This window comes from Pseudomonas chlororaphis, from assembly GCF_001921865.1.
Classification (GTDB): Bacteria; Pseudomonadota; Gammaproteobacteria; order Pseudomonadales; family Pseudomonadaceae; genus Aquipseudomonas; species Aquipseudomonas chlororaphis_D.
In genome coordinates this window covers 117,943-138,654 of record NZ_MSCT01000005.1, presented here as the reverse complement: position 1 = coordinate 138,654, position 20,712 = coordinate 117,943, and the positions used below count along the sequence as shown (strand labels likewise).

Genomic DNA, 20,712 nt, shown 5'->3' with positions numbered 1-20,712 from the left:
CGACGCCGGGCCTGCCCCGGTGTCTGCAACTCACAACCCGGTCTGCAAGGTTGCTGAAAGCTTGGATCTCTATATTCGGCAGCCGCGACAGACGGATAACCGGGACCACCCGGAGACACGCCTGATGAGCGAGCTTTTTTACAACGCCGTGCCTAACGCAACCCGCGTCGCACCGCCCCTGGCCGAACCGCGGCAGTACCCCAGCGAGAAACCGTCGCGGGTCTACCTGTTCGGCACCTGCGTGGTCGATCTGTTCTATCCCGAAGCCGGGATGGATGCGATTCACCTGCTCGAGCGCGAAGGCATTCGCGTGGAGTACCCGCAAGGGCAAAGCTGCTGCGGACAACCGGCCTACACCTCGGGTTACACCGAGCAGGCGCGCACCGTGGCCCGCTCGCAACTGGCGTTGTTCGCCGGGGACTATCCGGTGGTGGTGCCTTCGGGCTCCTGCGCGGGCATGCTTCGCGAGCATTACAGCGACTTGTTCAAGGACGAGCCGCACACGCTGCAACAGGTGCGGGCCCTGGCGGAACGCACCTACGAGTTGGCCGAGTTCCTGCTGCATGTGTGCAAGGTGCGGCTTGAGGATCGCGGCGAGCCGGTCAAGGTGGCACTGCACACCTCCTGTTCGGCACGGCGCGAGATGAACACCCACCTGCACGGTCGCGAGCTGCTGGCGCAACTGGGCAACGTGGAGCGAGTCGAACACAGCCACGAAAGCGAATGCTGTGGCTTTGGCGGGACTTTCAGCGTCCGAATGCCAGACATCTCCGGCGCGATGGTCGCGGACAAGACCCGCGCGCTGAAGGAATCCGGCGCCCATCAAGTGCTGAGCGCCGACTGCGGCTGCTTGATGAACATCAACGGCTCGCTGGAGAAACAACGGGAAGCGCTGCGCGGCCAACACCTGGCCAGCTTCCTCTGGCAACGAACCGGAGGTGCCGCATGAGCGCCCCGGAGCTTATTCCGACCACCACGGTGGCGGACGATTTTCGCACCCGGGCCCACCAGGCCCTGGGCGATCAGCAACTGCGAAACAACTTTCGCAGCGCCATGGATTCCCTCATGGCCAAACGTGCGGCGTCGTTCAGCGATGCCCATGAACGCGAACACCTTCGGGCCCTGGGCAATGCGATCAAGGCCCGGGCGTTATCCAAGCTGCCCGACCTGCTCGAGCAACTGGAACAGAACCTGACCCGCAACGGTGTGACTGTGCACTGGGCGGAAACGGTGGACGAGGCCAATGGCATCGTCCTCTCGATCATCCGGGCTCACGAGGCGCGGCAAGTGATCAAGGGCAAATCGATGGTCAGCGAAGAGATGGAGATGAACCATGTCCTCGCTGAACAAGGCATTGAATGCCTTGAGTCGGACATGGGCGAGTTCATCGTCCAGCTCGACCACGAGAAGCCTTCACACATCATTATGCCGGCGATCCACAAGAACGCCGGTCAGGTCGCGTCCTTGTTCCACGACACACTTGGCGTGGAGTACACCAAGGACGTCGACCAACTCATTCAGATCGGTCGCAGGGTCCTGCGGCAGAAATTCTTCGAAGCGGACATCGGCGTCTCCGGCGTCAACTTCGCCGTGGCCGAGACCGGCACCCTGCTGCTGGTGGAAAACGAAGGCAACGGCCGCATGTCCACCACGGTGCCGCCGGTGCATATCGCCGTCACCGGGATCGAGAAAGTCGTCGAGAACCTGCGCGACGTGGTGCCGCTGCTGTCGCTGCTGACCCGCTCGGCGCTGGGCCAGCCGATCACCACCTACGTCAACATGATCTCGGCCCCGCGCCAGGAACATGAACTCGATGGCCCGCAGGAAGTGCACGTGGTGCTGCTGGACAACGGCCGCAGCCAGGCCTTCGCCGACAGCGAACTGCGCCAGACCCTGAACTGCATCCGCTGCGGCGCCTGCATGAACCATTGCCCGGTCTACACCCGCATCGGCGGCCACGCCTACGGCGAGGTCTACCCCGGCCCCATCGGCAAGATCATCACCCCGCACATGGTCGGCCTGGCCAAGGTCCCGGACCACCCGAGCGCCTCGTCGCTGTGCGGCGCCTGCGGCGAAGTGTGCCCGGTGAAAATCCCGATCCCGGCCCTGCTGCGGCGCCTGCGCGAAGAAAACGTCAAGGCCCCGGACAGCCCACACCAAGTGATGCGCGGCCAGGGCAGCAAGTATTCGCGCAAGGAACGCTTTATCTGGAATGCCTGGGCCCGGCTCAACAGCTCGCCGACCCTTTATCGCCTGTTCAGCCTTGCGGCCACTCGGCTGCGCGCGCTGACCCCGAGCAACGTCGGCCCCTGGACACAGAACCACAGCGCACCGAAACCCGCCGCCCGGTCCCTGCACGACCTGGCGCGCGAGCATCTGGCCAAACAGGGAGACCGTTGATGAGCGCCAAACAGAACATCCTCGACAAGCTGCGCAGCAGCCTGACCGGCACCACGCCGCTTGTGGATAACTTCGACGAGGCGCTGGTCACCGAGCCTTACACTTACGCGCCCGAGCAGCGCATTGCGCAGTTGCGCAAGTTGATGGAAGCGGTGCACACCGAAATCCACCTGACCACCGGCCAGGACTGGCCGGCGCTGCTCGCCCGCCTGCTGGGCGAACGCCAGTTGCCAAGCCTGCTGATCGCGCCGACCACGCCCCACGGCCAACGCGTCAGCCACTACTGGGCCGAACATCCCGGCCTGCCGACGCTCAAGGCCTACGACCGGCCGATAGAAGAATGGAAAGCCGAGCTGTTCAACGACACGCCGGCCAGCCTCACCACCACCCTCGGCGCCATCGCTGCCACCGGCAGCCTGATTATCTGGCCGACCCGCGAAGAACCGCGGCTGATGAGCCTGGTGCCGCCCGTGCATTTCGCCCTGCTCAAGGCCAGCGAAATCCGCGACAACTTCTACCAGGTGCAACAGGAATACGCCTGGGCCCAGGGCATGCCGACCAACGCGCTGTTGGTGTCCGGTCCGTCGAAGACCGCCGATATCGAACAAGTCCTGGCCTACGGCGCCCACGGCCCGAAAGACCTGGTGGTGCTGATTCTGGAGGACCAATGAGTCTACCGGCGGCTTTTCTGCGTGATGCACAGCGACTGATTCCCCAGGAGCGGCGTTTCGACGATCCGCTCTCCACGCTGGCCTTCGGTACAGACGCGAGTTTTTATCGGCTGATTCCGCAACTGGTGATCCGCGTCGAGTCCGAAGACGAAGTGGTGGCCCTGCTCCAGCTGGCCCAACGCGACCGCGTGCCGGTGACCTTCCGCGCCGCCGGCACCAGCCTGTCCGGGCAGGCCATCAGCGACTCGGTATTGATCGTCCTTGGGGATAACTGGAACGGCCGCGAGATCCGCGACCAGGGCCAACAGATCCGCCTGCAACCGGGGGTGATCGGCGCCCAGGCCAACGCCTGGCTGGCACCGTTCGGGCGCAAGATCGGCCCGGACCCAGCCTCGATCAACGCCTGCAAGATCGGCGGCATCGTTGCCAACAACGCCAGCGGCATGTGCTGCGGCACCGCGCAAAACACCTACCACACCCTGGCCGGCCTGCGCCTGGTGCTGGCCGACGGCACTCGCCTGGATACCGAAGACGCCGCCAGCGTCGCGGCCTTTCGCGCCAGCCACGGCGAGTTGCTGGAGCGCTTGGCGAACCTGGGCCGCGAGACTCGTGCCAACAGCGAACTGGCGACAAAGATCCGCCACAAGTACCGCCTGAAAAACACCACCGGCCTGTCGCTCAATGCCCTGGTGGATTTCGACGAGCCGCTGGATATCCTCAGCCATCTGCTGGTGGGCTCCGAAGGCACGCTCGGGTTTATCAGCGCGGTGACTTACGACACGGTGGTCGATCATCCGCACAAGGCCTCGGCGCTGATCGTCTTCCCCGATGTGGAAACCTGTTGCAACGCGGTGACCGTGCTGAAAAGCCAGCCGGTGTCCGCCGTGGAACTGCTGGACCGCCGCAGCCTGCGCTCGGTGCAGGACAAACCGGGGATGCCGGCCTTCGTCCGGCAGCTGTCGGCCAATGCCTGTGCGTTGCTGATCGAGTCCCGCGCCGCCTCCTCTGCCTTGCTCCAGGAGCAACTGGCGCAAATCATGGCGTCCCTGGCCTCTTTCCCGGTGGAGAAGCAGGTCGACTTCACCGAAGACCCGCAGGAAAACGCCAAGCTCTGGGCGATCCGCAAGGACACCTTCCCTGCCGTCGGCGCGGTGCGCAAAACCGGCACCACGGTGATCATCGAAGACGTGACCTTCCCCGTGGAACAGCTGGCCATCGGCGTCAATCGCCTGATCGCGCTGTTCGACAAGCACCGCTACGACGAGGCGATCCTGTTCGGCCATGCGCTGGAGGGCAACCTGCACTTCGTCTTCACCCAGGGTTTCAACAGTGCCGAGGAAGTGGCGCGCTACCAGGCCTTCATGGACGACGTGGCGCAGCTGGTGGCGGTGGAGTTCGGCGGTTCGCTCAAGGCCGAACACGGCACCGGCCGCAATATGGCGCCCTTCGTCGAGCTGGAATGGGGCAGCGATGCCTACCAACTGATGTGGCAACTCAAACGCCTGCTCGACCCCAACGGCATCCTCAACCCGGACGTGGTGCTCAGCGAGGACCCGCAGATCCACCTCAAGCACCTCAAGCCGCTGCCGGCAGCCGACGAGATTGTGGATAAGTGCATCGAGTGCGGCTTCTGCGAGCCGGTGTGCCCGTCCAAGGGGCTGACCCTGAGCCCGCGCCAGCGCATCGTGATCTGGCGCGACATCCAGGCCCGCAAACGTGCCGGCATCGACACCAGCGAACTGGAAGCGGCTTATCAATACCAGGGCCTCGACACCTGCGCCGCCACCGGCCTGTGCGCCCAACGTTGCCCGGTGGGCATCAACACCGGCGAGCTGGTGAAAAAGCTGCGCAGCCAACACGCCACCCATGCCAAGGCCGCCAACTGGCTCGGCTCGCACTTCGCCACCACCTTGCAGGGCGCGCGTTTTACCCTGCATGTGGCCAATGGCGCGCGGATGCTGCTGGGGGCGCCGCGGCTGGCCAGGGTTTCGGCGGCATTGACCAAGCTGTCCAAAGGCCAGGTGCCGCAATGGACCAACGCCATGCCGCAGCCGGAACGGGCCATTCGCTTCAGCCCGCCGATCGGCGATCAGCGGCCGCGCGTAGTTTATCTGGCGGCTTGTGTATCTCGGATAATGGGTCCCGCGGCCGGGGACAAAGAGCAAAGCTCGCTCTACGACAAGACCCGCGGCCTGCTGGAAAAAGCCGGTTACCAGGTGGTGATTCCAGAGCAGGTGGAGAACCTGTGCTGCGGCCAGCCGTTCGCCTCCAAGGGCTACGCGGAACAGGCCGAACACAAGCGCCAGGAACTGATCGGCGCCCTGCTCCACGCCAGCCGTGGCGGCCTCGATCCGATCTATTGCGACACCAGCCCCTGCACCCTGCGCCTGGTACAAGACCTGGGCGAGGTGCGCCTGGACCTGTACGACCCGGTGCGTTTCATCCGCACTCACCTGCTGGACAAACTCGAGTTCACCCCCCAGGAAGCGCCAGTGGCGGTACACGTCACCTGCAGCACCCAGCACCTGGGCGAGAGCCAGGCGCTGATCGATCTGGCGCGGCGTTGCAGCACCAATGTGGTGATCCCGGAGGGTATCCACTGCTGCGGTTTCGCCGGCGACAAGGGCTTCACCACGCCGCAGCTCAACGCCCACTCCCTGCGCAGCCTCAAGAACGCGGTGCAACATTGCAGCGAAGGTATCTCCACCAGCCGTACCTGCGAGATCGGCCTGAGCCAGCACGGCGGTATCGACTACCACGGGCTGGTCTACCTGGTGGATCGAGTGACCCGGGCCCGCCCAGCCTGACCGGCATGCCCCATTGTAGGAGCAGCCGGTCGACGTTCGATTGCTCGCGATGGACGGAAGAGCGCCACGGTTAGCCAGTTAATGCGCGATACCCTTAACGACCATCGCGAGCAAGCTTCGCTCCTACAGGTTTTCTTGCACCCGCAGACTCAGTGCTCGGGACGTCGGGCAGAAAGATAGAACCCTGCCGCAACAGCACAGTCCACCGATCAAGGCCCCGAAAACGGGAGCCTCCTGAAACTCGGCAGTTCGTGCTGATGGCCGGCGACGCCTGGCCCTTCGGCTCAAGGAGACCACTATGAAACATCCAATACTGTTAGGCCGGTTCGTCACCGCTTCGATCCTCGCGTCCCCCAGCTTCGCCGGGAACCAGGAAGACCTGTGCCAGGTGAACCTGCAAACCATCCGCGACGCCCGCACCAACATCCAGTCCCCGGACCTGCAAGCCAACATGGAGGCCACCGTGCAACAGGCCCAGGCCGCCCAGGCGAAAAACACCGAGGAAGGCACCAAGGAATGCATCGCCCTGACCACCCGCGCCATCCAGAGCATCCAGAACAGCACCAAGGGCGAGGGCGGCAGCTAACGGAGCGAGCCTTCGGGATGGCCTTGCGAGCCATTTTGGCGTAGACTGCACAAACCTGCTGGTAATGCACAGCAGGTTCGGGGCCGTTTAGGATTCGACGCCGGTTGCGAAACTTTAGGTGCATGCCGAGTTGGTAACAGAACTCGTAAATCCACTGTTGCAACTTCCTATAGTTGCCAATGACGAAACCTACGGGGAATACGCTCTCGCTGCGTAAGCGGCGCTAGCCTTCCTCCTGGTACCTTCGGGTCCAGCAATCATCAGGGGATGTCTGTAAACCCGAAATGATTGTCATACAGAACAGAATCGCCGTGCAGTACGTTGTGGACGAAGCGGCTAAAACTTACACAACTCGCCCAAAGCACCCTGCCCGTCGGGTCGCTGAGGGTTAACTCAATAGACACGGCTACGCATGTAGTACCGACAGCGGAGTACTGGCGGACGGGGGTTCAAATCCCCCCGGCTCCACCAAATACGAAGCAAAACAAAGCCCGCCTTGTGCGGGCTTTGTCGTTTCCGACCTCCAGAAAGTAACTTCCCCTGTAGGAGCTAGCGCGCTCAGAGAAGCGCCTTCAACTCCACCCCCTCCGCCATCGCCCTATTCCCCGCATCCCCCGGATGCAGGTGATCGCCCGAATCGATCTGCGGCAGCAAGCGAGTTGGATGCTCGGGATCACGAGTCATCCGGTCAAAATCAATCACCGCATCAAATGCCCGGCTGGTGCGAACCCACTGGTTGAGCGCCTGGCGCAGCTGTTCCTTGGATGCGTTGTGATAGTGCTCGATGACACTGCCCTCCAGGGCGCCTTCGAAGGGCAGCAACGTGGTGCCGATGATGCGCACATCATGGCGATGGGCTTGGTCGATCAGTTGTCGGTAGCCGGCGATCAGGCTTTCCAGCGACGGCAGGGGTGCGTTTGGGGCGAAGGCGGTGCCCGGCCAGCTGATGTCGTTGATGCCCAGCATCAGCACCACGGTTTTCACTCCGGGTTTGTCCAGTACGTCGCGCTGGAAACGCGCCAGGGCGCTGGCGCCCATGCCGTCTTCGAGCAGGCGTGCGCCGGAGATGCCGCCGTTGAGTACGGCGACGTTCTTGGCGGCCAGGCGCTGGGCGAGGAAGTCCGGCCAGCGTCGATTGCGGTCCAGGGTCGAAGCGTTGCCGTCGGTAATGGAGTCGCCGAGCACCACCAGGGCGCGGCTGTCGGGTGCGGCATCTACCAGGACGTCGCTGAGGAACAATCGTGCTTCCACTTGCTGGTCACCCGTTAGCTGCTGGGCGGCGAGGTGGTTGCCCGGGGTAATAAACGCGGTTTGCTTGCCGTCCCAGTGGAAGGTGGTCAACGGTGTGCGTTGCGGCAGGTACAACGAGACCAGCAGATCACTGAGGTCCGGCACCGTCAGTGCCAGGGGATCGCTGGTGCGGGTTTCGCCCGGCGCGATGCTGACCTGCTCCTCGCCGCCGAACGTCAGGGGCTGCCCGGAATCGGCGCGGGCAACCCGCGCAGCGCCGATCAGCAGCGGTTGCTTGCCGTACTCATTGGAAACCACCACCCGCACCCGGCTGCCACCGACACTGATCCGCACCCGCTGGTGAACGGTGCTGTCGGTCAGCGCTTCGGGAATCCGTGTCGGCAGCGGCAATTCGTGACCCCAGGTGGGCTGCGGGTTGGCCGTCCAGGTGGTGAGCCAGTGTTCCTCGGCCAGGGTCGGGCCTGCGGCCAGCAGCGCCGTCATTGCCAGGGGCAGGGAAAATCTTGAGTGCCGGGCTTTCATTCCAGGTATCTCCTTGAAGCAATAAGGCTGAGGCAAGCCAGATTGCTCCATGCGAAATAACCGTGATAGAAGGCATAACCCCATATCAGCCATTCCGATATCGAATACCCATGGACAGCCTCAAAGCCATGCACTGCTTCGTCCGCGCCGTCGAGCTCGGCAGCCTGTCGGCGGCCGCCCGTGAGCTGGACAGCACTCAGCCCACCGTCAGCAAGCTGGTCGCAGCCCTGGAAAAACAGCTGGGCACGCGCCTGCTTACCCGTGGCACCACCGGGCTGGCCCCCACTGAGCAGGGCAAGCGCTTCTACGAACGGGCCAAGGCCGTGCTGGAGGAATACGGCGAGGCTGTCGCCGAAGTACGCGGGCTGACCGAGCGCCCCGAGGGGCTGGTGCGAGTCAACGTGCCGGTGAGCCTCGGGGTGTTGCACCTGAATGGGCTGTTGCTGCGGTTCATGGCGCAATATCCGGAGATCGAGGTGGAGCTGATCCTCAACGATCGCTTTGTCGACCTCACCGAGGAAAACGTCGACCTGGCCCTGCGCCTGGGCGGCGACTTGCCGCCCAACGCCATCGCCCGACACATCGCCACGTCGCCGCGCTACCTGGTGGCCGCACCGGAATACCTGCGCCAGCACGACCCCTTGAACAGCCCGGCCGACCTGGGCGCACACAACTTCCTGCGCTTCGCCTGGCTGGCCACGGGCGATCGCCTGGAGCTGAGCGGCACGGGCGGCGAGAAGGTCAGCGTGCCCCTGCAAGGTCGTTATAGAACCAATAGCTCGCTGGCCATCCGCGACGGTGTGCTGCAAGGCGCCGGGCTCTGCGTCACCCCGGCCTGGCTGGTCAGCGACCTGCTGGACAGCGCGCAGTTGGTGCGGGTCCTGCCCGACTGGAGCGGCCCGCCGAACGAGGCGTTCCTGATCTACCCCGAGCGCCGCTACCGGCCCCTGCGCGTGCGCTTGCTCATGGAATACCTTGCCGAGCACATCGCGCAGTTGCCCGGGTTCAAGCCCTGATCGCAGTAGAAGGACGCGGGCAAAACACGCCGAAACCGCTCGATTTTCCTGGAAACAAAAACGCCCCGATTGAACGGTCATGACCCTTCAATCGGGGCGTTTTCGATCCGCCGTCGACCGCTACAAGCGGAAGCTGCCCATCTGTTGCGTCAACTCTTCGCTCATCCGGCGCAGGGTCTGGCAGTCTTGCCGGCAGCGCAAGGTTTCGCTGGAGGTAGAGTGCGCCAAGTCGGCAATCCCCTGAACGTTGCGGTTGATTTCCTCGGTCACCGAAGACTGCTCCTCGGTCGCCGTGGCCACCTGGCTATTCATATCGCTGATCTGCTCGATCTGGACCGCGATCGCCTCCAGCGACTGATTGGTCCGCTGGCTGGCCTGCACGCCAGTCTGCGTCGCGGCCTGGCCGGCACGCATCGAATTCACCGCCGTTTCCGCCCCTTGCTTGAGCCCCAGAATCATCTGCTGGATTTCATCGGTCGAATTCTGGGTGCGCCCCGCCAGGGTCCGGACTTCATCGGCCACCACGGCAAACCCTCTGCCTAGCTCACCAGCCCGCGCCGCCTCGATGGCGGCGTTCAGGGCCAGCAGATTGGTCTGCTCGGAAATGCCGCGAATCACCGCCAACACCTGATCGATGGACCCGACATGACCGGCCAACTCCCCCACCGAATGGTCCGCCGTACCGATTTCCAGGGCCATGCGCTCGATATGCGCCGTGGACTCGCCAACGATGTCGCTGGCCTGCTGCGCTTCCTGCCGCGCCGATTGCGACGCTTGGGCCGCTCCGTTGGCGTTGCGGGCAATCTCCTGGACGGTCAGCCCCATCTCATGGACCGCCGTGGCCACCAGATCGGTCATCTCATGCTGTTGAGTGGCCCGGGCCGCGGTGTCTTCCACCACCTGGGCCACCTGGGCGACCGCGGTACACAACTGCTCGCTGGTCTTGGTCGCCGCGCCGATCAGCGACCGCAGCTTATCGGTCATCACTCGCACGCTGCCCAGGGCGCTTTTTTGCGGCGCATCGGGAATCGACACCCCCAGATTGCCAGCCGCGATCTCGTTCAACACCCGATCGAGCTCGGCGGGAGCACCGCCCAATTGCTCCAGGATCTGCCTGCGCCCCAGGTAGATCAGCAGGCCGATCTCGCCGATCAGCATCAGCAGGACCACCACGAACAGGTTCTGCGCGACATCCAACTCATGGTTTGCTCGGGTCACTTCGGCCAGGGTCCGGCTCTCCATCAACCCGAAGAAGTCGTCCACCGGTTTCATGATCTGCGCCTTGAAGGCATGGTATTGCGGGCTGTGCACCAACGTGCGGGCCAGGGCGAGATCGGGTTCGCCGGCCACTGTGTAGTTGCCCTGGGCATCGGCGAACTTGCCCTTGACCGCGTTCATTGCCTTGACTTCGAGTTGCACCAGGCTGTCGGAATTGTTCTGCGCCTCCTGGAGCTTGGCGAATTCCTCCTCGGTGAACCCTTCTTGCTTCATCAACGTTTGCAACGCCACCGTTTCTCCATCGGGACGAGGCTGGGTATTGCCCGCGGCGACAAAGTCCCAGTAGATGCGGTGGTAGTCTTTCGGACGGGGTGCCTTACCGTTGCGAATGTCCAGGATCTTCAGATACTCGCGCTCGTATTCCGGGTTCGCCGTTACCACATAAGTACGCCCCAGACGGGTCAGGTCATCGGAGCTCTGACGCATCTCATCGGCCAACAGGTAGGACCGATAACGCTTTTCGCTGACCTCGCGAGCATCACTCGCCGATTGCTTGAGGGCCATGAAGGTATATAGCAGGCCTGCAAACGTTGCGACTATCACAACTAACGTGTACTGGATCGCTCTCGAACTGCTGGCTTTTTTCATTTTATTATTCCTGACACTGCAGATTTTTTATGCAAGAACGGCAAAAGCTAAAAGTACGGTTTTTGACAGCGCTTAATACTTGGCGAGGTAACCGCTACGCTCCTATCAATACCTTTAACCTTCCCTGAAAACCTCCCCTTCATCCTGATGCATGGTGCTCCCAACGCCGTCACTCTACGCCGAATCCTCATACTGGAAGCAGAATCGAACAAAAATCCCACACAGGTATTTCCTTATGGAAAAAACCGGAAAAACCCGTAGCGTTAGTTGGATCCAAGTTTCTTCAAGTGGTCTAAACGACATGTACAGGCATGTTGTTTTTCACCTGTAAAACAAGATCCGTATTGTTCTCTCCAAGATAATCGTCGTTGCGCCGCTTATCTTTAACCTCATTGCATTCCGCTCGTCCGGACACTGATCAATGGCCATCCCGATCCCCTTTTGGCCAACCCCGTGCTGTGAATCACAAGCACCCTCGGCAAGAATCGAACCCGGGCCTCTGACTCAGTGACCTACGCTTGCAGCAGCCCCTTCTTTGAAGCTCTTTGTCCCTTGCCCTTCAAGGGACCACCTGCCGTGCACCGAACATAAAAACCATCGCCACGCTTGGGGAAACAATTCATGGTCACGATGAAACGCATATTGAGTACCGCCGTTTGTGGACTGTCGCTGCTGGCCGGCGCGGCGCAGGCCGAGCAGCGCGAACTGCGGGTGTACAACTGGGCCGACTACATCCTGCCGTCGGTGCCCAAGGATTTCGCCAAGAACAGCGGGATCAAGGTGACCTGGGACACCTTCGACACCAACGAATCCCTGGAGGCCAAGCTGCTCACGGGCAACTCCGGGTACGACCTGGTGGTGCCGTCGAACCAGTTCCTCGATACCCAGATCAAGGCCGGGGTGTTCCAGAAGCTCGACAAGTCCAAGCTGCCCAACTGGCAACACCAGGACCCCGAGCTGCTCAAGCTGCTGGACAGCAACGACCCCGGCAACCAGTACGGCGTGCCTTACATGTACGGCACGGTGCTGATCGGCTTCAACCCTGCCAAGGTCAAGGCGGCGCTGGGCGAGAACGCGCCGGTGGACAGCTGGGACCTGGTGTTCAAGCCGGAGAACATGGAGAAGCTGAAATCCTGCGGCGTGGCCATGCTCGATTCGCCGTCGGAAATCCTGCCGCTGGCCCTGCACTACCTGGGCCTGGACCCCAACAGCCAGAACCCGCAGGACTACGAAAAGGCCAAGGCGCTGATGTTGAAAGTCCGCCCCTACGTCACCTACTTCAACTCGGCCAAATACATGACCGATATCGCCAACGGCGACATCTGCGTGGCCATCGGTTACTCCGGCAGCTTCTACCAGTTCGGCAATCGCGCCAAAGAGGCCGGCAACGGTGTGGTGGTGGACTGGCGGCTGCCCAAGGAAGGCGCGCCGATCTGGTTCGATACCTTCGCCATTCCCAAGAGCGCGCAGAATGTCGCCGAGGCCCATGAGTTCCTCAACACCCTGCTGGACCCGAAAGTCATCGCGCCCATCAGCGACTTCCTCGGTTACCCCAACGCCAACAAGGATTCGATCCCGCTGATCAACAAGGAGATCACCGGCAACCCGAACCTGACGCCAACCCGCGAAGCCCTGAAGACACTCTATGTAGTGCAGCCACTGCCGCAGAAGCTGGAACGCGTGCGGACCCGGGTCTGGACCAGCATCAAATCGGACAAATGATCCGCGCCCTCAGGCCGCCCCAGCCCGGGGCGGCGTGGGGCTCACTTCAGCTCGAACACCAGGCAGGGGTTGTCGTTCAAGCGCCCCTCGAACACCGGGGTCGCCTGCTCCAGCGGCGTTCCCGCCAGCAACGCCCGGTCCTTGCGCGCCACGATCACCCAGGCCGGCCGCGGCAACGACGCCAAGCGCGCCCGATCGTCCCGGCCGATAAACAGCGGCTGCTCGTCGCGCCCAAGGTTCATCATGTAGCGCACCGCCCAGGTGTCCTTGCCCAGGTTGAAAAACACCAGGGTGCCGCGGTTTTCCGTACGCATCTGTTCCACCTGAGTGACAAAACCCCGTGTGTCGAATTGCAGGTCCTTGGCTGGCTCGATCACCTTCACCAGCAACCACCACTGCGCCGCCAACGCCAACAGGCTGAGCAGCACCAGGCGCCGCGCCGGCGAGCCGCGCAGGCTTTGCCAGCCATGCAGCGCCAGCACCTGCAAGCCGAAAAAGACCGCGATCGTCAGCGGCAACGAAATCGCCGGCCAGTATCCGTGCTTCTGCCAGCTGTGCCGGCAGACCAGCAAGGCCACGGCACACAGCGCCGGCAACAGCGCCACCAGGCCGAGATAGAAGCGCTGTACGCCGAACAGCCAGCGCCGCGGATTGAGCAGCCCGTAAGCCGCGACCGCGGCGAACATCGGCACCATGGGCAGGATGTAATAGGCGCGTTTGAAGTGCGGCAGCGACAAGCCGAGCAAGATCATCAAGCCGCAGGCCGCCAGACGCACCAACAGCTGCACGCGCTCGTCGGTGTGTCGCGCGGGCCATAACCGGCGCAGCACGAACAGCGTCGCCAGCGCCAGCGGCACCACCGGGAAATAACGGTACAGGCTGAGCTGAAAGTAGAAGTAGAACGGCTCGCCGCTTTCGTCGAGACGCCCGCCCACCTGCATGTGATAGACCTGGCTGGCGAAGGCTTCACCGCCGCTGAACTGCGCCAATTGCATCAGCGACCACCAGCAGGCACCGAGCAGGAACAGGCCGATCGCGCCATGCACCAGCACCTTGCTGAGCAGACGCCAGCCATTGCCCGGTTCCCGGAGCGGCCCGAGCGCCCAGAAGACACAGGCCACGCCGCACACCTCGATCAGGCCCAGGGGGCCGCGAATGGCGAAGGCGACGACGAACAAAGGAAAAATCGCGTACTGGCGCCATTTCGAGCCCATCCGCTCGCCACTGTGCAGCAGGTAGAAACAGCCCAGGCACAGCAGCGAGACCATCTGGTCCAGGCACACCGAGCGCGACTTCTCCAGCAACTGCGTGGTCAGGGCCGTCAGCAGTACCGCCAGCAACGCCCAGTGGCGATCGAACGGCGCCAGCAGGCGATACAGCAGTGCCAGCACGCCGGCCGAGGCCAGCGCGGTAGGCAGGATATTGGCCAACTGGTTGGGCGCGCCGAACAGTTGGGCAAAGCCGTAGCTGAACCAGGTGGCGGTGCTCGGGTAATCCGGGTAAGGCTCGCCATAGGTCGTGGGAAACAGGCTAGCGCCGTGACGGAACATCTCCTGGAGAAACAGCCACCAGCGCCCGTCAAAGCCTTGTGCCGGCTGATCCCAGATGCCGAACGTGAACAGGAACAGGGCCAGCAGGAAGATGCCTGACATCTCGACGCGAATGCGGTGGTGGTGATCCATGGTTGATCCGTCAGAGGGTTCGCTGCCCGGAGGTTGGGCATGCCGGCTGCCATGTTGCAGCGCCAGGTCCTGAACCAGCCCTGAACAGGCTGCAAAAAAATGCCACCCGAAATACCCGCCCCTCCATCGGCGCCACTGACCAAGACCGGCCGACGCCCCACACTCTCTGATCGCCCAACCTGTCGCCCTCTGGAGGAAGGCGACCGTCGCAACCCACTCCCGATTAGCCTCCCGCCCCAAGAAACGGCAGCACATGGGCGACAAATGCCTCGGGCGCCTCTTCGGTAATGAAGTGCCCGCACCCGGGCACCCTGACCCCTTGGAGGTTCAGCGCATTGCCCTTCATCGTCAGCAGCGGCGCATCGTCGGTGGCCTGTTCGGCGCCGATGGCCAGGACCGGCATTGCCAACGGGCGGCGGGCGCGCTCGCGGTTCTGTCGGATGCTCTCGGGAATGGCCCGGTAATAGGCAAACCCGCCCCGGAGCCCGCCGGGCACCGAGTAGGCTTTGACATAGGCCTGGACCGCGACCCGCTCCTGATGGACCGACCACTTCTCGAACATGTAGCTCAGGTATTGCGCCTCCCGCCCGCTAATCAGCATCTCCGGCAGGTCCTGCAACTGATTGAACATGAAATGCCAGAGAAAGATGTTCTGCCCCGCGGGCGCGAAAATCGACGGCGCGTCGGCCAGGCCGGGAATCACCGCCTCGGTCAGCACCAGCTTCTCCACCGCCTGCGGGTAATCGCTGGCCAGGGCATAGGCCACCCACATGCCGACGTCATGCCCCACTACCGAGTAGTGGCTGTAACCCAATTCCAGCATCAAGGCATGCAGGCACGACGCCGCGGTCCCGGTGTCGTAGCCCTGCTCGGGTCGATCGGACAGGCCCATGCCAGGGAGGTCGACCGCGATCGCCCGGTACCCCTGCCCGGCCAGCGCCTGCATGACGTGGCGCCAGGTAAACCAGGTTTGCGGCCACCCGGGGATCAACAGCACCGGCCGGCCCTGACCCTCGCTGACATAGTGAATACGCCCACCGTCCACCTGCACATAGCCATGGCGATAGTCACGCCCGGCAAAAGCCTGCTGCTCGAAAAGATCCATGGTCAGCGTCCTTGATGAGAGGGCTGGGCAATGCCCAGCAGTCGGTTGAGCTGGGCCTGGTCCAGCGGAGCGCCGGCGAAGTCGTCGAAGACTTTGTCCGTCACCTGGATAATGTGCTCGTTGATAAAGGCCACGCCCTCGCGCGCGCCCTGCTCCTGGTCCTTGAGGCAGCACTCCCATTCCAGGGTCGCCCAACCGGTGTAGTCATGGAGCGCCAGCTTGGAAAAAATCCCCTTGAAATCCACTTGCCCATCGCCCAGCGAACGGAACCGCCCGGCCCTGTCGGCCCAGGGCTGATAACCGCCGTAAATGCCCTGGCGGCCGGAGGGATTGAACTCGGCATCCTTCACATGAAACATGCCAATGAACTCGTGATAGATGTCCAGGTAGGCCAGGTAGTCGAGCTGCTGCAGGACGAAATGGCTGGGGTCGAAAAGCATCTTGCAGCGTGGGTGATGGCCGACCCGCTCCAGGAACATCTCGAAGGTCACGCCGTCATGCAGGTCTTCGCCAGGGTGAATTTCGTAGCACAGGTTCACGCCCTCCTCGTCGCAGGCATCAAGAATCGGCAACCAGCGCCTGGCCAGCTCCTTGAACGCCGAATCGATCAAGCCTTCCGGGCGTTGCGGAAAGGGAAAGAAATACGGCCAGGCGAAGGAGCCGGAAAAGGTCCCCATGTCGCTGAGGCCCAGCCGGCGCGAGGCCTTGGCGGACAGTTTCAACTGTTCAAGCGCCCATTGGGTCTTGGCGCCGCTGTCGCCCCGCAGCGCCAACGGAGCGAAGCCATCGCACAGGGTGTCGTAGGCAGGATGGACAGCCACCAACTGGCCGAACAGGTGAGTGGTCAGTTCGCTGATCACCAGCCCGTGCTCGGCCAGGGTGCCGCGCACCTCGTCGCAATAGTCCTGGCTGCTGGCCGCCAACCCCACATTGAACAGGCGCTCATCCCAGGCCGGTACCTGCAACGCCTTGAAGCCCAGGTCCGCCGCCCATTCGGCGATGGCGGGCAGCGTATTGAATGGCGGCGCCGCATCACTGAACTGAGCCAGATGCAGGCTGGGGCCCTTGAGGGTTTTCATCGTTCACCTCCTATTATTTGTCGATCGACAAACAATAGAGCGACTTTCAATGCCTCGTCAATGCAGCAGCCTTGATTTTTTTGTCGATCAACCAATAATTGGCGCAGCACCCTTTGAATCGAGAGATGGACCATGGCAGGCAGACCCCGAGAGTTCGACCGACAGCAAGCCCTGCACAAGGCACGCGATGTGTTTTGGCAGCGCGGTTTCGAAGCCACGTCCATGTCCGACCTGGTGGACGCGCTAGGCATCGCCTCAGCGCGCATCTACGCGGCCTTTGGCTCCAAGGAAGCGCTGTTTCGCGAAGCCATCGAACTCTATGAGTCGGGCGACGGCGCCTTTGCCGATGCCGCCCTGGATGACGACATCAGTGCCCGCGATGCCATCGAGCGGATGCTCAGGGAAGCCGTCGAACTCTATACCCAGGCCGATCGGCCGCTGGGCTGCATGGTGGTATCCGCCGCCACCAACTGTTCGGCGGACAACGACAGCATCAGGGAATGGCTGGCCGAACACCGCCGCGACAGGACCCGCTCCATCATCGAGCGCCTGGAACAGGCCGTACGCTCCGGCGAGTTGCCCAAGCGCACCGACGTGATGTCCCTGGGCGACTGCTACGCCACGGTGCTGCATGGGTTGTCGGTGCAGGCCCGGGACGGCATCGGCCGGTCACGGCTGCTGGCGATGATTCCCATGGCCATGGCGGCCTTCGATGCGCAAACCGAAACGGCCACTTAACCCTCACCGAGCGGCCAACAATGGACAAAAAAACGGCCCGGTGGGGTCGCCGCCAGGCCGCATTCGAGTCGTTGCACGACTTACAACAAAACCGCCGAGAGCATGCCCAGCGCCCCCAGGCAACAGCCAATCAGGGTGCCGCGCCCCGGCAACTCATGGAACACCGACCAGATCACCAGCGGCTCGAGCAGCAACAGCGAAGTCACCGACACCACCGTGATCATCCAGATGTCGCCCACCGCCAGGTACCCCAGCCAATAGGCGCCGATCAGGCAAATGCCGGCGAAACACATCACCAGCACCGGAAACGCCAGCTCCGGCCACGACGTATTGCCGGTGTGCGCCAGACGGGCCGCAACCACTTCGCTGTAGATCGCGCAGAACTCGCCCAGCACCATCAGCCCTACAGCAGAAACTCCGAGTAATTCTTTGGACATATGACAAACCCCTTGGTATTGAGAGCCAGATTTTTCAGCTCCCAGGCCGCAATGGCTCCGCTGACGGAGCCGCCATGACGATGCCGAGGGGTGTGTTCCAATTCAGTGACCGTGAGGAACCTGAACATGTCCATCTCCTGCGTGGTGGGTGGTACCGGTGCCCGCTAAAGCCTCCATGGGCGATTGCGGGTCGCTATCTGTATAGGGCATTTCCGGGGCGCCCGACACGGCTTTTTTGTAGGGCATTTGTGTGCCGAGATCCCCCTCCTTGAAAGTACCCGGGTATCAAGCCACGTAGCTCGCATCCGTGATGTTATTCAACGTCTGTGCGGTGGTGGTGGCATCGGGACCTGCCACTTTAAAACCCACTGTCGCAATATTTCCCAGCAAAGAGCACTTCATCGCACTACCAATCGTTGCGATCGAAGACCCCGATGCAGACGGAATATTGAAGGAGTTCATCGAGAAGCGCGTGGAACTTGGATTGTTAACCAACAATGAGCCATTGGCTCTGGTCGTTGGGTTGCTCACGCTATTATCGAAGAACTCGGAGAAACCAAGACCTGCGATCGTTCCCAAATAGAATGACCACTCTGTGACATTCAGCGTATTACCCCTGGCCCTCAGTCCCTTCCACGAAGCGGTACCGACACCCGCTACAGCAGAAGTGGCGGTTATATCGTTATTGAGCAGATCGATATTTGTAACGGCTGCGCCTATCTGAACCCCGATATTGATAGAGGCAATGTTATTGCCAATAAATCTGCCGCGTGAAGTTTGCCAGTCGACCCCAATGGATCCGCCCGTGAGACTGTTCCCTTCGATCAAGGGTGGCTGCTTTGGCGTATTGAGTTGGGACCTGATGCCGATGGCGTTTGTGGAAAGCATCTTCACGATGTTTTTTGAAATGATGATCTGGCCGTCGTGGGCAAAACCAGTTACTGAACCGATGCTTATCGCAACGGTAAAGGAGCCTTGCAGATTATTGGAGGTCGCTATGAGCCTTTCAGTATGGCTGTTGAAGAAGATTCCCAGCTGCTGTATGCCTGTTACGTTATTCCCATAAATCAGACAGTCACTGCTCGCAACAACATTGGAGTCCGTAACCAACGGTTCCCCATTCAGGTTGATATTCGAGGATTCAACCTTGCAAAAATGCAGGACACTGTTACCGGTATTGTTGTTGATGACTCCCCCACGAGAACCCTGGGAGAAGTCTATACAGAAGCCACCAGCGCAAGACTCAAAGTTGTTGCTCGTAGCCCTGGGGCGATAACAATTAGTAGCGACCATCCCGTGAACGGTGATGTTCCGAAGATCGCAGTTTTCCATCCAGATATTGGAGCAGTACTTGGACCCTTCAGGGTCCAGGGCATATTGTCGACCACCGAGAAGCCCGATCAACTGTCCGTCCAGAATGCAGTTTTGCAGACCGATACTATCAACCGATCCGTCAGCGACCGGGTCGACGATGACCGCGGAGTAACCGCCCGTGAATTTGACGCCCGAGATTACAATATCCCTGGCGTTGACCACCCTCGAAAACGCCTGTTTGGTCGTACTGCCCCAAATCAGTTCCGAGCTTTCACCTTCTCCCGTGATGTTCTGACCAGTACTCAGTGTCAGGCCAGACGTGCGGTTCGGCTCATGTCCTCCTGGATACGAGGTAATCGGTCCGATAGGCGCCACCTTGTATCGCCCGGCCGGGATATGCACCGGCAGCCCTGTGCTGAAGCAAGCCAGATACCCGGCGGTATCGTCCGTGACGGCGTCACCCTTGCAGCCAAACTGCTTCAGGGTATAGGGCGTGGTCTGGCAGAGCTTCCAGCGAAGCGTGAGGTCATCGCCAATGATCACGCTCCCTTTGTTGTCCGGCGTAGTGGTGTCGTTCAGGTCCTGACGATAGGTACCTCCGCCGCCATCCCCCGCGGTGTAATACCCCAGCACAAACACCACTTCACTCCCGGTTGCGGGAAGTGCCTTCAGGGCTGGAATACTGTCGACAACCCGACTCGCACCACCCATTTCGTTAATGTTTTCCAGCATTTCCTTTGCTCCTTCTGATGAGGTTCTGCTGGTTTGCGAAAAGCAAAACCAAGCACAAACACTGTTTTTATATACAGTAATCGTACCCACCAAAAATAAGCAACCCCTCAATCGATACAAAAAGACGGCACCACGACGCGATGCCTAAATAAAAATAAATTCTTTATTTATCAATTAATTAAATATTAAAAGCCGCATCTTGAAGCCAATGCTCGATTGAGTACCCCCCCAATTGAGGCCCGAGTTCGAACGCGAAGGTTATGCCTGGGCCAATCTAAAGATCGTCGGACGCAGACAGGAGCATGTGCTCACCGTACGGGTCAACACAGCCCCGGACTGACTGGCGTTACTCGGCCCGGAAATTCCAGACGATCTCCACCACCCGCACGGCCAGGACCAGGTACACCAGGAACAACGCGACCTGCAGCAGCCGGTGATAAGGCAGCTTGGCCAGCCGGCGCAGGCCGTCGCTGATATTAAGCAGCATCAGCAGTGCCGACACCCCGATCAGCCCCCAGCCGGTCAGGCTGGAGCCGAACAGGCCCATGAACACATGTTGCTCGCTGTGCAGTGCGTTGCTCCCGGCGGCGAACAGCAAGGCACAGACCAGCAGGTTCTTGAAGTTGTCGAAGACCCGCGTATTCAGGTCGCCGTCCAGCAGCTCCAGATACTTTCGCCATAGTTTGCGCATGTTCAAGGCACCTATTCGGCTGCTGGGAAGAGGTGCGCCTCGGGGCCGCGCAGGCGCACATTCCAGCGTAGTGACGATTGCGGCAAAGCGCCT

The 20,712-nt window shown here is 61.7% G+C and carries 15 protein-coding genes, 1 other RNA gene and 1 pseudogene; 9 read left to right on the top strand and 8 right to left on the bottom strand.

Translation table 11 applies throughout. The features are described 5' to 3' along the window. Positions 1-124 precede the first annotated feature (124 nt). The 6 genes from BTN82_RS03545 (at position 125) to ssrA (ending at position 6,935) form a co-directional block, all read left to right on the top strand. A complete protein-coding gene (locus BTN82_RS03545; protein WP_075117798.1) occupies positions 125-949 on the top strand; it encodes a (Fe-S)-binding protein in 825 nt (274 codons plus the stop codon). Next, positions 946-2,400, top strand: coding sequence for a LutB/LldF family L-lactate oxidation iron-sulfur protein (locus BTN82_RS03540; protein ID WP_075117797.1), 1,455 nt, complete (start codon positions 946-948; stop codon positions 2,398-2,400). Before BTN82_RS03545 ends, BTN82_RS03540 begins: the two co-directional genes overlap by 4 nt. After that, positions 2,400-3,071: a lactate utilization protein C gene (locus BTN82_RS03535; RefSeq protein WP_075117796.1), complete on the top strand. Its 672-nt coding sequence runs from the start codon at positions 2,400-2,402 to the stop codon at positions 3,069-3,071. Before BTN82_RS03540 ends, BTN82_RS03535 begins: the two co-directional genes overlap by 1 nt. Next, positions 3,068-5,878 (top strand): FAD-binding and (Fe-S)-binding domain-containing protein, encoded by a 2,811-nt coding sequence (locus BTN82_RS03530; RefSeq protein WP_075117795.1) that lies wholly within the window; start codon positions 3,068-3,070, stop codon positions 5,876-5,878. The genes BTN82_RS03535 and BTN82_RS03530 overlap by 4 nt, the downstream gene beginning before the upstream one ends. Before the next feature lie 298 nt (positions 5,879-6,176). Then, positions 6,177-6,464, top strand: a complete 288-nt coding sequence (locus BTN82_RS03525) for a hypothetical protein (RefSeq protein WP_075117794.1) — start codon at positions 6,177-6,179, stop codon at positions 6,462-6,464. Between the two features lie 79 nt (positions 6,465-6,543). Further along, positions 6,544-6,935: a transfer-messenger RNA gene (gene ssrA / locus BTN82_RS03520) on the top strand. An 87-nt stretch (positions 6,936-7,022) separates the two neighbouring features. On the opposite strand, the gene BTN82_RS03515 is transcribed toward ssrA, so the two are convergent. Next, complete coding sequence (locus BTN82_RS03515) at positions 7,023-8,237, bottom strand: SGNH/GDSL hydrolase family protein (protein WP_075117793.1); 1,215 nt, start codon at positions 8,235-8,237, stop codon at positions 7,023-7,025. Positions 8,238-8,347: 110 nt separating this feature from the next. Here BTN82_RS03515 and BTN82_RS03510 point away from each other — a divergent pair, with 110 nt between their 5' ends. Next, positions 8,348-9,253 carry a LysR family transcriptional regulator gene (locus tag BTN82_RS03510; RefSeq protein ID WP_075117792.1) on the top strand — a complete coding sequence of 302 codons (906 nt, stop codon included), beginning with the start codon at positions 8,348-8,350 and terminating at the stop codon, positions 9,251-9,253. Positions 9,254-9,373: 120 nt separating this feature from the next. On the opposite strand, the pseudogene BTN82_RS31795 reads toward BTN82_RS03510, so the two are convergent. Next, a pseudogene (locus BTN82_RS31795) lies at positions 9,374-9,859 on the bottom strand (methyl-accepting chemotaxis protein); the annotation flags it as partial. 1,881 nt (positions 9,860-11,740) lie between these two features. Here BTN82_RS31795 and BTN82_RS03500 point away from each other — a divergent pair. Beyond that, entirely contained in the window at positions 11,741-12,841 is a 1,101-nt protein-coding gene (locus BTN82_RS03500) for a polyamine ABC transporter substrate-binding protein (RefSeq protein WP_075117790.1), read from the top strand. A gap of 41 nt (positions 12,842-12,882) precedes the next feature. On the opposite strand, the gene BTN82_RS03495 is transcribed toward BTN82_RS03500, so the two are convergent. From BTN82_RS03495 to BTN82_RS03485, 3 genes are all read right to left on the bottom strand, one after another. Then, positions 12,883-14,523: an ArnT family glycosyltransferase gene (locus BTN82_RS03495; RefSeq protein ID WP_075117789.1), complete on the bottom strand. Its 1,641-nt coding sequence runs from the start codon at positions 14,521-14,523 to the stop codon at positions 12,883-12,885. A 223-nt stretch (positions 14,524-14,746) separates the two neighbouring features. Next, positions 14,747-15,628: an alpha/beta fold hydrolase gene (locus BTN82_RS03490; RefSeq protein WP_075117788.1), complete on the bottom strand. Its 882-nt coding sequence runs from the start codon at positions 15,626-15,628 to the stop codon at positions 14,747-14,749. A 2-nt stretch (positions 15,629-15,630) separates the two neighbouring features. Further along, positions 15,631-16,707 (bottom strand): sugar phosphate isomerase/epimerase family protein, encoded by a 1,077-nt coding sequence (locus BTN82_RS03485; protein WP_075117787.1) that lies wholly within the window; start codon positions 16,705-16,707, stop codon positions 15,631-15,633. Positions 16,708-16,839: 132 nt separating this feature from the next. Between BTN82_RS03485 and BTN82_RS03480 the strand changes: the two genes are divergently transcribed. After that, positions 16,840-17,445, top strand: coding sequence for a TetR/AcrR family transcriptional regulator (locus BTN82_RS03480; protein WP_075117786.1), 606 nt, complete (start codon positions 16,840-16,842; stop codon positions 17,443-17,445). An 80-nt stretch (positions 17,446-17,525) separates the two neighbouring features. Here BTN82_RS03480 and BTN82_RS03475 read toward each other — a convergent pair whose 3' ends face one another. The 3 genes from BTN82_RS03475 to BTN82_RS03465 form a co-directional block, all read right to left on the bottom strand. Then, positions 17,526-17,843, bottom strand: a complete 318-nt coding sequence (locus BTN82_RS03475; RefSeq protein ID WP_075117785.1) for a hypothetical protein — start codon at positions 17,841-17,843, stop codon at positions 17,526-17,528. A 324-nt stretch (positions 17,844-18,167) separates the two neighbouring features. Then, positions 18,168-19,928: a right-handed parallel beta-helix repeat-containing protein gene (locus BTN82_RS03470; RefSeq protein WP_075117784.1), complete on the bottom strand. Its 1,761-nt coding sequence runs from the start codon at positions 19,926-19,928 to the stop codon at positions 18,168-18,170. A 346-nt stretch (positions 19,929-20,274) separates the two neighbouring features. After that, positions 20,275-20,619: a hypothetical protein gene (locus BTN82_RS03465; RefSeq protein ID WP_075117783.1), complete on the bottom strand. Its 345-nt coding sequence runs from the start codon at positions 20,617-20,619 to the stop codon at positions 20,275-20,277. Positions 20,620-20,712: the final 93 nt, after the last annotated feature.